10 protein-coding genes are annotated in these 12,269 nt (G+C 64.1%); 5 read left to right on the top strand and 5 right to left on the bottom strand.

Annotated features, from left to right (window positions below; genetic code table 11):
• Nucleotides 1-65 precede the first annotated feature (65 nt).
• Together AC6H34_RS18585 and murJ are read left to right on the top strand one after the other, a co-directional pair.
• A complete protein-coding gene (locus tag AC6H34_RS18585; RefSeq protein WP_497539699.1) occupies nt 66-665 on the top strand; it encodes a superoxide dismutase in 600 nt (199 codons plus the stop codon).
• Nucleotides 666-1,082: 417 nt separating this feature from the next.
• Nucleotides 1,083-2,612, top strand: a complete 1,530-nt coding sequence (murJ, locus tag AC6H34_RS18580; protein WP_497539698.1) for a murein biosynthesis integral membrane protein MurJ — start codon at nt 1,083-1,085, stop codon at nt 2,610-2,612.
• Here murJ and AC6H34_RS18575 read toward each other — a convergent pair.
• The 4 genes from AC6H34_RS18575 to AC6H34_RS18560 all read right to left on the bottom strand — a co-directional run bounded on the left by AC6H34_RS18575 (nt 2,590) and on the right by AC6H34_RS18560 (nt 7,457).
• A complete protein-coding gene (locus AC6H34_RS18575) occupies nt 2,590-3,630 on the bottom strand; it encodes a zinc-dependent alcohol dehydrogenase family protein (protein WP_497539697.1) in 1,041 nt (346 codons plus the stop codon). The genes murJ and AC6H34_RS18575 overlap by 23 nt on opposite strands.
• Before the next feature lie 141 nt (nt 3,631-3,771).
• On the bottom strand, nt 3,772-5,157 hold the full coding sequence (locus AC6H34_RS18570) for a dipeptidase (RefSeq protein ID WP_448148439.1): 1,386 nt from the start codon (nt 5,155-5,157) through the stop codon (nt 3,772-3,774).
• A gap of 143 nt (nt 5,158-5,300) precedes the next feature.
• Nucleotides 5,301-5,759: a response regulator gene (locus AC6H34_RS18565; protein WP_448148440.1), complete on the bottom strand. Its 459-nt coding sequence runs from the start codon at nt 5,757-5,759 to the stop codon at nt 5,301-5,303.
• A 195-nt stretch (nt 5,760-5,954) separates the two neighbouring features.
• Nucleotides 5,955-7,457: a helicase HerA-like domain-containing protein gene (locus AC6H34_RS18560; RefSeq protein ID WP_497539696.1), complete on the bottom strand. Its 1,503-nt coding sequence runs from the start codon at nt 7,455-7,457 to the stop codon at nt 5,955-5,957.
• A gap of 220 nt (nt 7,458-7,677) precedes the next feature.
• On the opposite strand from AC6H34_RS18560, the gene AC6H34_RS18555 reads away from it, so the two are divergent.
• The 3 genes from AC6H34_RS18555 to scpA are packed head-to-tail and all read left to right on the top strand — an operon-like array spanning nt 7,678 to nt 11,567.
• The gene (locus tag AC6H34_RS18555; RefSeq protein ID WP_448148442.1) at nt 7,678-8,070 is read left to right on the top strand and encodes a DUF2780 domain-containing protein; all 393 of its coding nucleotides are present in this window, start codon (nt 7,678-7,680) and stop codon (nt 8,068-8,070) included.
• Nucleotides 8,071-8,073: 3 nt separating this feature from the next.
• Nucleotides 8,074-9,414 carry a methylmalonyl-CoA mutase family protein gene (locus tag AC6H34_RS18550; RefSeq protein WP_497539695.1) on the top strand — a complete coding sequence of 447 codons (1,341 nt, stop codon included), beginning with the start codon at nt 8,074-8,076 and terminating at the stop codon, nt 9,412-9,414.
• Nucleotides 9,411-11,567: a methylmalonyl-CoA mutase gene (scpA, locus tag AC6H34_RS18545; RefSeq protein ID WP_497539694.1), complete on the top strand. Its 2,157-nt coding sequence runs from the start codon at nt 9,411-9,413 to the stop codon at nt 11,565-11,567. Before AC6H34_RS18550 ends, scpA begins: the two co-directional genes overlap by 4 nt.
• 87 nt (nt 11,568-11,654) lie before the next feature.
• Here the strand turns inward: scpA and AC6H34_RS18540 are convergent, their stop codons facing one another.
• Nucleotides 11,655-12,221 carry an invasion associated locus B family protein gene (locus AC6H34_RS18540; RefSeq protein ID WP_497539693.1) on the bottom strand — a complete coding sequence of 189 codons (567 nt, stop codon included), beginning with the start codon at nt 12,219-12,221 and terminating at the stop codon, nt 11,655-11,657.
• Between the last annotated feature and the right edge of the window lie 48 nt (nt 12,222-12,269).

Below are 12,269 nucleotides of genomic sequence, written 5' to 3'. Positions count from 1 at the left end.
ACGCAACGACAGGCGGCGTTTTGCCGTCATGCCCGTTGATCACATGCCAAATGAAGAGGAACGCCATGTCCTTCACGCTTCCCGAATTGACCTACTCCTACGACGCCCTCGCGCCCTACATGTCGCGTGAAACGCTGGAGTTTCACCACGACAAGCATCACCTTGCCTATGTCAACAATGGCAACAACCTGCTCAAGGGCACGGAGTGGGAAGGCAAGAGCCTGGAAGAGATCGTCAAGGGCTCCTTCGGCAAGAATGCCGGCCTGTTCAACAATGCCGGCCAGCACTACAACCACCTCCATTTCTGGAAATGGCTGAAGCCCAATGGCGGCGGCGCCATTCCCGGCAACCTCGAGAAGGCGATCGTCGACGGCCTCGGCTCGGTCGAAAAGGCCAAGGAGGATTTCATCCAGGCCGGCGTTACCCAGTTCGGCTCGGGCTGGGCCTGGCTCGCCGTCAAGGACGGCAAGGTGATCGTCTCCAAGACCGCGAATGGTGAGAGCCCGCTCGTCCACGGGGCGACCCCGATCCTGGGCGTCGATGTTTGGGAACATTCCTATTACATCGACTATCGCAACCGTCGCCCCGACTATCTCAAGGCCTTCGTCGACAGCCTGGTAAACTGGGAATATGTGGCCGAGCTCTATGAAGCGGCCGTGAAGTAAGCCTCGGTGCAGGAAGAAGAACCCTCCTCAAATCGCTTTGGATTTTTCTTCCATCGGAGAACGAAACAGAAGGCGGAGTCGCAAGGCTCCGCCTTTCTCTTTAAGTCACTGAAATATAACGAATTACGCGATAAACGGCGTTAAACCACCTGCGGCGCACCTGCATGGCTTGCCTAACAGCCATGCAAACTCAGCATTTGTTTATTGTGCGCCGCACACTAAACTAACCCTTGTCAGACGGCGCGGATTTGTTCCCCGTCTGGCAGCCCTCCTTGGGCGTTTCCTCCCTAGACTTGGGCCGCAGCGCAAGCTGCGGCCTCTTTCTTTTCCGGCCCGTCGCGGCATGCCGGTGCTTGTCACTGTTCAGACTCGGCAAAGCCGCGTATCAGGGCGAACTCATCTCATATGGGCTCGCCCTTGCTCAAAAACATCCTGAATATCGGTGCCTGGACGATCCTGTCGCGCATCACGGGCTTTGCCCGTGATGCAATGACGGCCGCCCTCCTCGGCAGCGGCCCGGCAGCCGAGGCGTTCTTCGTCGCATCGCGGCTGCCCAACAGTTTTCGCGCCATCTTCGGCGAAGGCGCCTTCAACACCGCCTTCGTGCCGGCCTATGTCAAGGTCCACCAGCAGGAGGGCGACGAGGCGGCACGGCTTTTCCAGGGGCGCATCGTCTCCCTCCTGCTGATCTCGCAGGTGATTCTGCTCGGCCTCGTGCTGCTCTTCACGCCCCAGTTCATCAGCCTGACCGCGCCGGGCTTCGAGGGAGAGCGCTATGATCTAGCAGTTGTCTTCACCCGCATCACCTTTCCCTATCTCCTTCTGATTACGCTGGCGGCGCTCTATAGCGGCGTGCTGAATTCGATCGGACGCTTCACGGCGGCGGCGGCGGCGCCGATCCTCCTGAATATCCCGATGATCCTGGCGCTGGCATGCCACCGCCTGTTCCCCTCGCCCGCCTATGCCGCGACTTGGGGGTTCGTGATTTCCGGGGTCCTGCAGCTCGGCTTCATTCTCTGGGCCGCCTGGCGTGCACATGTGCTGGCGCGGCCCGAACCCATCAGCTTCGACAAGCCGGTTCGCGGCTTCTTCCGGGCGCTCGGCCCCGCGACCATCGGCTCGATGGGTACCCAGATCGCCGTATTCGCGGACACGATCATCGCTTCACAGCTCCTCGCCGGCGCCGTCGCGGCCCTCTATTACGCCGACCGCATCAACCAGCTTCCGCTCGGCATCATCGGCATTGCCGCCGGCACCGTGCTGCTGCCGGAGATGAGCCGCCTGCTGGCAGCCGGCAAGCCCGAGGCGGCCCATGCCGCGCAGAGGCGAGCCATCTTTCTGACATGGCTGATGGCCGCGCCTTTCCTGGCCGGCTTTGCCGCGGTACCCGATCTCATCATGCGCGCACTCTTCATGCGCGGCGCGTTCACGGCCGAGAATGCGAGCTCGGCCGCCCAGGCGCTGCTCGCCTACGGCGTGGGCCTGCCAGCCGTGGTGCTGATCCGCTCGGCGACCGCCAGCTTCTACTCGCGAGGCGACACGGCGACGCCGCTCTGGGCCTCGCTCACCGCGCTCACCGTCAACGTCCTGCTCAAGATCGCCCTGACCGGCACGATGCAGCAGGCGGGCCTCGCCCTCGCCACCTCGATCGGCGCTTGGATCAATCTTATCCTGCTCATCGTGCTTGCCAGCCGGCGCAACTACATGGAACTCGACGGGCGGCTATGGCGCATGCTCGCCTGCATTGCCGCCGCCACGGTCGTCATGGCCGAGGCGATGTACATGGTCTCGGAGGAAGCGGAGCCCTACACGGCCCTGCTGCCGCGCTTCCAGGAGATTGCCCGCCTCGCCCTTACGGGCACCGTGGGCGCCGTCGCCTATGGCGTGGTGGTGCTGCTCGCCTTCCGATTCGCCGGCCTCAACTTCAGAAGCGCGTTACGACGCTGATGCCGAGGCCGTCGAAGCGGTCCATCTGCATCAGCGCCTCGGGCGCCTCATCCAGGCCGATACGCTTGCCGATCAGCTTCTGCGGCGTGAGCTTGCCGGTCTCGATCATGTCGAGCATCGCCTTGTAGCGATAGGCCTGCATGCCATGGCTGCCGAGGATCTCCAGTTCATAAGCGATGACGCGATCCATCGGGACCGGCGGCCGCGCGTGGTCGCCCAGCATCAGGCCCACCTGAACGTGGCGCCCTCGCCGGCGTAGATTGCGTATCGAGTTGAAGCTGGTGGTGGGATGCCCGAGGGCATCGATCGAGACGTGCACGCCCTCCCCCGTCAGTTCGCGCACGGCACTTACCACGCTCCTGGGCTCGGTGGCGTTGATGGTCGCCACCGCCCCGAGTTCGCGGGCGAAAGCCAGCTTCTCCTCGGTGAGGTCGATGGCGACCACATTGGCGCCGATGGCGTTGGCGATCATGATGGCCGAGAGCCCGACGCCGCCGCAGCCATGCACGGCCACCCAATCGCCCGCCTGCACGCGCCCCTGGTCGACGATGGCGCGGAAGGAGGTGGCGAAGCGGCAGCCCAGGCTCGCCGCCGTGGCGAAGTCGAGGCTTTCGGGCAGCGCCACGAGATTGGTATCGGCGAAATCCAGCGCGACATATTCGGCGAAGGAACCCCATGCCGTGAAGCCTGGCTGGAACTGCCGCTCGCAGACCTGGTGATTACCCGAATTGCATTGCGGGCATCGGCCACAGCCGGCGACGAAAGGCACGGTGACGCGGTCGCCCACGCGCCAGCGCTTCACCTCTCGCCCGACCGCCGCCACGGTGCCGGCCAGTTCGTGGCCGGGAACATGGGGCAGCACGATGTCGGGGTCGTGTCCCATCCAGCCATGCCAGTCGCTGCGGCACACGCCGGTTGCTTCCACCTTGACGACCACGCCTTCCTCCGACGGCGTGGGGTCGTACACGGTCTGGATCGTCGGCGCCTGGCCGAACTGCTCGAAAACGACAGCCTTCATGAAAGCTCCGAAGGTGAGAAAGGTCGGACGGAAGCACGCCTGTAGCATGTCTCCTCATCATCACCGGGGAGCCCGATGGTGACAGGATCTCAGCCTTGGCCGGCCGCGCCCAAGGTCGGGTGAGGCTGTTTCGCATCCCCCTCACTTCGCCAGGGCGTGCAGGATGCGCACCCAGGAGCGGATGCCCTTATGGAAGCTGCGCAGCTCGTATTTTTCATTCGGCGAGTGGATCTGGTCGTCCTCCAGCGCAAAGCCGATCAGCAGCGAATCGATGCCGAGGATGCGCTGCATGTCGCCGACCACCGGGATCGAGCCGCCCGAACCGATGACGGGCGCCGTGCGGCCCCATTCCTCCGCCAGGGCCGTGCGAGCCTTGGCAAGGGGCGGGCTGTCCGTGGGCACCGCGATTGCGGGGCTGGCGCCATGGGAGAGGAATTCCGCCTTGCAGTCGGCGGGCAAGCGCCGGGCGACGAAGTCGCGGAAAGCCGCCTGCACCTTGGCTGGCTCCTGGCCCGCGACCAGCCGGAAGGACACCTTGGCAGAGGCCTGCGCGGCGATCACCGTCTTCGCGCCCTCTCCCTGGTAGCCGCCGGTGATGCCGTTGACGTCGCAGGTCGGCCGCACCGTGATCTGTTCAAGGACCGTGCGGCCCTTCTCGCCGGCCGGAACCTTGAGGCCGACCTCGCCGAGGAAGGCCTCGCCGTCGAAACCCAGCGCCTCCCATTCGGCCTTCACTTGGGCCGGCAAGTCCTTCACGCCGTCATAGAAGCCCGGCAGCGTCACGCGGCCGTCTTCGTCGTGCAGGGCCGCCAGGATCTTGGAGAGCACGCGAATCGGGTTCTGCGCCGCCCCGCCATACATGCCCGAATGCAGATCGCGGCTGGCCGCCTTGATGATGACCTCCTCATAGACGATGCCGCGCAGCATGGTGGTAATCGCGGGCGTATCACGGTCCCACAGGTCGGTATCGCAGACCAGACAGAAATCGGCGGTCAGCTCTTCCTTGTTTTCCTTGAGGAAAGGCACGAGGCTGCGGGAGGACGACTCCTCCTCGCCCTCCAGGAAAACGGTGACGTCGACGGGCAATTCGCCTTCCGTCTTCAGGATTGCACGGCAAGCCTCGATAAAGGTCATCACCTGGCCCTTGTCGTCGGACGCGCCCCTGGCGACGATCATGTCGCCATGCGGCCCCTTCACCCTCTCGGGCTCGAAGGGCTTGGTATTCCACAACTCCAGCGGATCCGGCGGCTGTACGTCGTAGTGCCCGTAGAAGAGCACATGGGGCACGCCCTTGCGGCCGGTGCGCCGATGGCCGACGACCATGGGATGGCCGATGGTCTTGCGCGGAGAGGCGTCGAAGCCGATCTCGCGCAGCGTGGCCGCCGCCCATTCTGCAGCCTTGCGGCAATCGGCTTCATAGGCGCCGTCGGCGGAAATCGAGGGGATACGGAGAAACTCGTACAGCCGCTCGAGGCTGGCATCGAGTTCCTGGTCGGCAGCATCGAGCGCTTTGAGAATTTGAGGCATGAATCTGAACTACGCGATGAAGGAAAGCAGCAGGCTATCGCGCATTTGACGCGGTGGGTAGGGCCGACTCGTTCAAAATCGGGCGATGTTCGCGGCACACCTGCAGGCCGATCCTTCCCGAAGCGCCCTGCCGGGATGCCCCGTCAGTTCGCCAGGCTGCGCGTGCGGGCAGAAAGACGTGCCCGCTGAATCATCGAGGCCACGCGGCGATAGATCTGCCGCGGCGACACCGGCTCGCTCAGTACCGCGTCGAAACCGGCATGCGTAGCGGTCAGCAGGACGGCCCGGCTGGGCTGGTTGGCCACGAGGAGAATCGGAACGTCTCGCAGATCGTTCCCTTCATCCTGGCTCAGCGTCCCCATCAGGGCGAAGGCGTCGGCGAGGACCGGGAGGGCGACGACGATGCCTGAGGGCGGGGATAGGCGAACCTGCTCAAGCGCTTCCACGATACTGCACGCGATCCGAACCTTCGTCATGCCGAAGTCGAGCAGACTTGCACGCCAAAATTCCGCGACGTCCCTGTCGGAATTCACCAGCACTATATCGGCGAGCTGTATTATTTTTTTGTTCGCCCGTTGGTGCAGTATCGTTGTACCGTCCATCGTTCCCGAGCTCCTAGCTGTCGCGCCACAAAAGCTCATACGTTGCAAATGTTCAAACGTATATGCGACAGCAATACTTCCCCAGCCCACGGGTAAATGCAATATGATAAATTCGACATTGCGCTGCGTCAGGCTCTCGTCGAGCCTGACGAAGTATATTGGTATATCAGTTGCGTGACTACAAAATGCCTGCCTTCATCTGCGGGATCGGCCACCGAGTACGCCTCGAAGGATCGCCTGGGTTATTTCACGGCCGGCCGTGGTCGCAATGGTGCGCGTGACTGAACGGATGACGGCTTCGGAGGTCGACATGCGGCCCGAAGTCGCCTTTCCGGAGGCCGCTCCTCCAAAGACGCTGCCGAGCACGCCGCCAAGAAAGCCGCCGCTCTCCTGGCCGGCTTCCGTAGTGCCATTCCCCTGCTCGACCCTGCGCTGGAGCACTTCGAAGGCAGACTCGCGATCGATGGCCGTTTCATATTTGCCCCGGAGAGGGGAGGATTGCTGAATTGCCTGCCGCTCCGCGGGCGAGATGGCCCCTACTCTCCCTGCGGGTGGCAGGATCAGCGCTCGCTGAACGATCGCCGGCACGCCATTGCCTTCCAGGAACGAGACCAGGGCTTCTCCCTTGCCCAGTTCCGAAATCGCGCGAGCCGTGTCGATATCCGGGTTCTGCCGAAACGTCTCGGCGGCGGCCTTCACAGCCTTCTGGTCACGCGGGGTGAAGGCACGCAAGGCATGCTGGACGCGATTGCCGAGCTGCCCGAGCACCGTATCCGGCACGTCGAGCGGGTTCTGCGTGATGAAATAGATACCGATCCCCTTGGAACGGATGAGGCGAACCACCTGTTCGATCTTCTGCAGCAAGGCGGGGGGCGCATCGTCGAAGAGGAGATGTGCTTCATCGAAGAAGAAGACCAGCTTGGGCTTTTCGAGATCTCCCACTTCGGGAAGCTGCTCGAACAGTTCCGACATCAACCAGAGAAGGAAGGTGGCGTAGAGCTGCGGCGCCGTCATCAGCTTGTCCGCCGCCAGAATGTTTATGGTTCCCCGTCCCCGCGCATCGACAAGACCGATATCGACGAGGGAAAGTGCCGGCTCGCCGAAGAACTTGTCTCCCCCCTGCTGCTCCAGCACGAGAAGCTGGCGCTGGATGGCGCCGACGCTGCTCTTGGAAACGTTGCCATAGGTCTTCATCAGTTCGGCGGCATTGTCGGCCATGTCCGCCAGCAGGGCACGGAGATCCTTGAGATCCAGCAGGAGAAACCCCTGGTCGTCCGCAAGCTTGAAGGCGACGTTGAGCACGCCCTCCTGAACATCGTTCAGCTGCAGCATCCGCGCGAGCAGCAGCGGCCCCATATCGGAAACGGTGGCGCGGATCGGCGTGCCCTGCTCGCCGAAGATATCCCAGAACTGCACCGGAAACTGGTCGGGCTGGTAGGCAATACCCACCTCCGCCGCGCGCTTGACGATGAAGTCCTTGGCTTCTCCCCGCTGGGATACGCCGGAGAGGTCGCCCTTGATGTCGGCTGCAAAGACCGGAACGCCCCGTGCAGAGAACCCCTCGGCGAGCACCTGCAGGGTCACCGTCTTGCCGGTGCCGGTGGCACCGGTGATCAGGCCGTGGCGATTGCCGAAAGCCAGGGAGAGGTATTCGGGCTGGGTACCCTTGGCGACGAAGATTCGGCTCTGATCGATCATTTCTTCCCGTTCCACAGTGTCAGGTCTGCCGGTGCACCATAAACAGGCGCGCCGTCTATCGCCATGGTTGCATGGCCAGGCCGGTACGATACGTCCTTTTGCGTACCGGATCGGGGGTTCCCGCGGCCTTGATCTCCATGTCAAAATACGAAACAGAGAAAGGCGGTATGCGCACCATGAATCTCTGGTAGCATCGGCGTAACGTCAGGGAGAAATGAATATGGAAGAGCTGGTCGCCCAATTATCCGCGAAAGTTGGCGTAACCCCCGATGTTGCCACGCAGGCCGTCGGTGCGGTCCTGGCTTTCCTCGAACGGGAGGGCCCGGCCGACTCGGTGGCAAAACTGGTCGATTCCATCCCGGGTGCGCGCGAGGTCACCAACGAGGCCATGAATGCGCAGAGCGGCGGCTTCATGGGCATGCTGGCCGGCATGGTCGGTCATGTCGGCGGCGGCATTGCCGGGCTTGGCGGCCAGTTGATGGCCCTCGGTCTGGATCTCAACCAGATCCAGGCCATCGGCAAGGAGCTTTTCGCCTTCGCAGAGAGAGAAGCGGGACCCGAAGTGGTCGGTAAGATCGTTGCGGAAATCCCTGAGTTGGGGCAATTCGTCTGAATCATGAGCGAGTTGGATGCTGGTGAGGCGCGATGGCGGGACGCTGTCGCGGGCGTATTGAAGGGCGCGTCCCTTGAGGACACGCTGACGACGTTCACACCGGACGGCATACGCCTCCAGCCCGTCTATCCACGCAGGACCGGTACCGGTCCCATTCCCGGCCGAGCCCCGGCAATGCCCTGGACGATAGTCCAGCGCATCGACCATCCGCAGGCGAGCGATGCCAATGTGCTCGCGCTGGAGGATCTCGAAGGCGGCGCCGGCGGCCTCGCTCTGGTGACCGGCCACAGCCCGTATTCCCGCGGGTTCGGGGTCTCCGTGCCGCTTGCCGGCGATCTCGACAGGCTGCTGGACAAGATCGAGCGAAAGGCGATCGTGCTACGGCTGGAGGCAGGGGCGCATACGCTCGACCTCGCCCGCCTGCTCGGCGAAATTCCGGGAGGGACGGTTCACTACGGGTACGACCCGGTTGGCCAACTCGCCGCCACCGGCGCACTCCCACCGGCCTGGCCCTCGACGGTTTCCGTACTTGCCGGCCATCGCCAGAACGGCACGGTCGTGAGCGCCGACGGCCGTGTCTTCAACGAGGCCGGGGCGACGCCGGGCCTCGAGCTTGCCTGCGTACTCGCGGCTGGCCTTGCCTATCTGCGCATGCTGGAGGCGACGGGTCTTCGGCTCGAGGAGGCGCGGCACTGCATCGGCTTCACGCTCGCGGCCGACCAGAACGTCTTCGCCACCATCGCCAAATTCAGAGCACTTCGTCTCGCCTGGCGACAGATCGAAGAGGCCTGCGATCTCGCGCCCGCGCCCATCCACATTCATGCGGAGACGGCCTGGCGAATGATGAGCCGGCTGGACCCAGCCACGAATATCCTGCGCAACGGTCTCGCGACGGCAGCAGCCGGCCTTGGGGGAGCCGACAGCATCGCCACCCTCCCCTTCACCAGCGCCAACGGCCTGCCGGACGCGCATGCGCGCCGCATCGCCCGCAATTGCCAGCATGTGCTGATCAGCGAGGCCAATCTCCATCGCATCAGCGATCCAGCCGCTGGTTCGGGCGGGCTGGAGGCCATGACGGACGGCCTTTGCGAGGCGGCCTGGGCCCAGTTGCAGGCCATCGAACGGGAGCATGGCATCGTCAAGGCCCTGCAGTCAGGCTGGATCCAAGCCGAGATCGATCGACTGCGGCCGTCCATCGGCACGATCATCGGCGCGAACAAATACCGCCTGGCCGAGGAGTTGCCGGTCTCCGTGCTGCGACCGCTCGTCGAAAGTACCGTGCAACCATCGGCCCCGGCCTTGCTTCGTCGCCGTGATCCGCTCGAATTCGAGACCGCGCCATGAGCCGTATCCCTGATTTCTCCGGCCTCTCCTTTCGCCGGGCGGCGGCGCCCCTGATGTTCTCCGACGAGACATGGCTCACGCCCGAGAGCATCGAGGTCAAGGCCGTCAACGGCGAGGCCGACATTCTCGGCTCCTCCGAACTCGACGGCTGGCCGGGCCTGCCGCCCTTTCTGCGTGGCCCCTATCCCACCATGTATGTCCAGCAGCCCTGGACCATCCGCCAATATGCGGGCTTCTCGACGGCGGAGGACTCCAACGCCTTCTATCGGCGCAACCTGGCGGCGGGCCAGAAGGGCCTCTCCATCGCCTTCGACCTCGCTACTCATCGCGGCTACGATTCCGATCATCCGCGTGTGACCGGCGATGTCGGCATGGCCGGCGTCGCCATCGATTCCATCATCGACATGCGCACGCTGTTCGACGGCATCCCCCTCGACGAGATGTCGGTGTCGATGACGATGAACGGCGCCGTGCTGCCCATCCTCGCGCTCTATATCGTCGCCGCAGAGGAACAGGGCGTGCCGCCGGAAAAGCTGGCCGGAACCATTCAGAACGACATTCTGAAGGAGTTCATGGTCCGCAACACCTATATTTACCCGCCCGGCCCCTCGATGCGCATCGTCGGCGACATCCTGAACTATACGGCCAAGAAGATGCCGAAGTTCAACGCCATTTCGATTTCCGGCTACCACATGCAGGAAGCGGGTGCGACGCAGGACCTCGAGCTTGCCTATACGCTGGCGGACGGCGTCGAATATATCCGCGCCGGGATCAAGGCGGGGCTCGACATCGATCATTTTGCCCCGCGCCTATCCTTCTTCTTCGCCATCGGCATGAACTTCTTCATGGAGGTGGCGAAGCTGCGCGCTGCCCGGCTGCTCTGGACGCGCCTCGTGAGGCAGTTCAATCCCAAGTCGCCGAAGTCCCTGGCGCTGCGCACCCATTGCCAGACGTCGGGCTGGTCCCTCACCGCGCAGGACGTCTTCAACAACGTCACACGCACCATGATCGAGGCGATGGCGGCGACGCAGGGCGGCACCCAGTCCCTCCATACCAACGCGCTTGACGAGGCCTTGGCACTGCCGACGGACTTTTCGGCCCGCATCGCGCGCAACACCCAACTCGTGCTGCAGCAGGAAAGTGGCACCACGCGGCTCATCGATCCCTGGGGCGGCTCGCACGCCATCGAGCGTCTGACGGAGGATCTCGCGGCCAAGGCCTGGAGCCATATCGAGGAAGTCGAGGCGATGGGTGGCATGGCGAAGGCCATCGAGGCCGGCCTGCCGAAACTGCGCATCGAGGAAGCAGCCAGCCGTACGCAGGCGCGCATCGATTCGGGCGAACAATCGGTGATCGGGGTCAACGTCTACAAGCCCCGGTCCGAACCGCCGCTCGAACTCCTCAAGGTCGACAACTCGGCCGTGCGAGCGGCCCAGATCGCCAAGCTCCAACGCCTCAAGGCGGAGCGGGATCCCGACGCCCTCGCCAAGGCGCTGGACGCCCTTGTCGAGGGAGCTGCCGGCGACGGCAATCTCCTCGCCCTTGCCGTCGACGCTGCCAGGGCCAGGGCAACGGTGGGCGAGATTTCAGCGGCACTGGAGAAGGTCTTCAGCCGGCACAAGGCGGAAATCCGCTCGATGGCTGGCGTCTACAAGGCCGGCATGGACGAAGAGCGCGTTGCGCGAGTGCAGCAACAGACGGAGACCTTCCGCGAAGAGGAAGGCCGGCCGCCCAGGATCCTGGTCGCCAAGATGGGGCAGGACGGGCACGACCGTGGCCAGAAGGTGATCGCTTCCGCCTTCGGCGACCTCGGCTTCGAAGTCGTAATCGGTCCCCTCTTCGCCACGCCCGAGGAAGTGGCGAAGCAGGCCGCCGACGGCGACGTGCATATCGTGGGCATCTCCTCGCTCACGGCGGGGCACCTGACCCTGGTGCCGGCCCTTCGCAAGGCCCTGGTGGCGGAGGGACGTCCCGACATCATGATCGTGGTGGGCGGCGTGGTGCCCGAGCAGGACTTCGAAGCGCTCTACGCCGCGGGAGCGCAGGCGATCTTCCCCCCCGGCACGGTGATCACCGAGGCGGCGGAAAACCTCCTGGCAGAGTTGCTCTCGCAACTGCGCCATCGCCATCACAACCGTCCGCAAGGAGCGTGAAGAATCACGTCTCCAGCGATTGCAGGTCTCGGGCCGATTTCGACGTGGCCGCAAAAGCTCAGATGAGGCTGGCGAACGCGGTCAGGGTCATTTCTGGATTGCGGCCGCCCGATCGAGGGCGGCACCGAAGCCCTTGAGCGAGATGGAGAACACCAGTGGCTTGGCATTGGAGACAACCGGCTTGGCGGTGAGCTTCAACTGCTGGGCGCTGCGCAGGGCAGCGACCGTGCTGGCATCGAGGGTTGCCGGCACGATGCAGCCGGCGGGAAGGCAGGTCTTGAACGCCAGCGGCTTGCCTGCCGGGCCGGCATCGACGGACAGGGCCACCCCCACCTCGAATAGCAGGCCGAACGGCATCACGAACTCGCCGGAAGCGGCACCTTTCGAAGGCGCCAGCTTGGCTGCCAGCACCAGTTGGCCCGTCTTGGCGTCTGACTGCAACTGCTGGATCATGCACTGCCTGGTCCCGTTCGACGAAGCGCAGATCACACGCCAGTCGTCGAATGTTTCCTGAATCGAGCTGGCTCCGCCCGGCAGGGACGAGGGAGCCGGAGCGGGCGCGGCGGCTGCCGGTGCCTGGGGCTTGGACGTCTGCGCTGCGGCAGCACCGGCCAGCAGCAGGACCAGGGCGGAACTCAGGGATATCTTCAACATGGATTTCTTTCTATGGGGAAAACGAAACGGGGACGCGCCCCTGGAGCG

Source organism: Labrys sp. ALF-8 (assembly GCF_059699065.1).
Note: the sequence above shows the minus strand (reverse complement) of the source record. Positions and strands in the feature narration are given on the sequence as shown.

Excerpts from the sequence above, each read along its gene's own strand:
- AC6H34_RS18555 (WP_448148442.1), top strand. The coding sequence starts at position 7,678 with ATGGAAGAGCTGGTCGCCCAATTATCCGCGAAAGTTGGCGTAACCCCC.
- AC6H34_RS18565 (WP_448148440.1), bottom strand. The coding sequence starts at position 5,759 with ATGGACGGTACAACGATACTGCACCAACGGGCGAACAAAAAAATAATA.
- AC6H34_RS18540 (WP_497539693.1), bottom strand. The coding sequence starts at position 12,221 with ATGTTGAAGATATCCCTGAGTTCCGCCCTGGTCCTGCTGCTGGCCGGT.
- AC6H34_RS18575 (WP_497539697.1), bottom strand. The coding sequence starts at position 3,630 with ATGAAGGCTGTCGTTTTCGAGCAGTTCGGCCAGGCGCCGACGATCCAG.
- AC6H34_RS18550 (WP_497539695.1), top strand. The coding sequence starts at position 8,074 with ATGAGCGAGTTGGATGCTGGTGAGGCGCGATGGCGGGACGCTGTCGCG.
- AC6H34_RS18585 (WP_497539699.1), top strand. The coding sequence starts at position 66 with ATGTCCTTCACGCTTCCCGAATTGACCTACTCCTACGACGCCCTCGCG.
- AC6H34_RS18570 (WP_448148439.1), bottom strand. The coding sequence starts at position 5,157 with ATGCCTCAAATTCTCAAAGCGCTCGATGCTGCCGACCAGGAACTCGAT.
- scpA (WP_497539694.1), top strand. The coding sequence starts at position 9,411 with ATGAGCCGTATCCCTGATTTCTCCGGCCTCTCCTTTCGCCGGGCGGCG.
- AC6H34_RS18560 (WP_497539696.1), bottom strand. The coding sequence starts at position 7,457 with ATGATCGATCAGAGCCGAATCTTCGTCGCCAAGGGTACCCAGCCCGAA.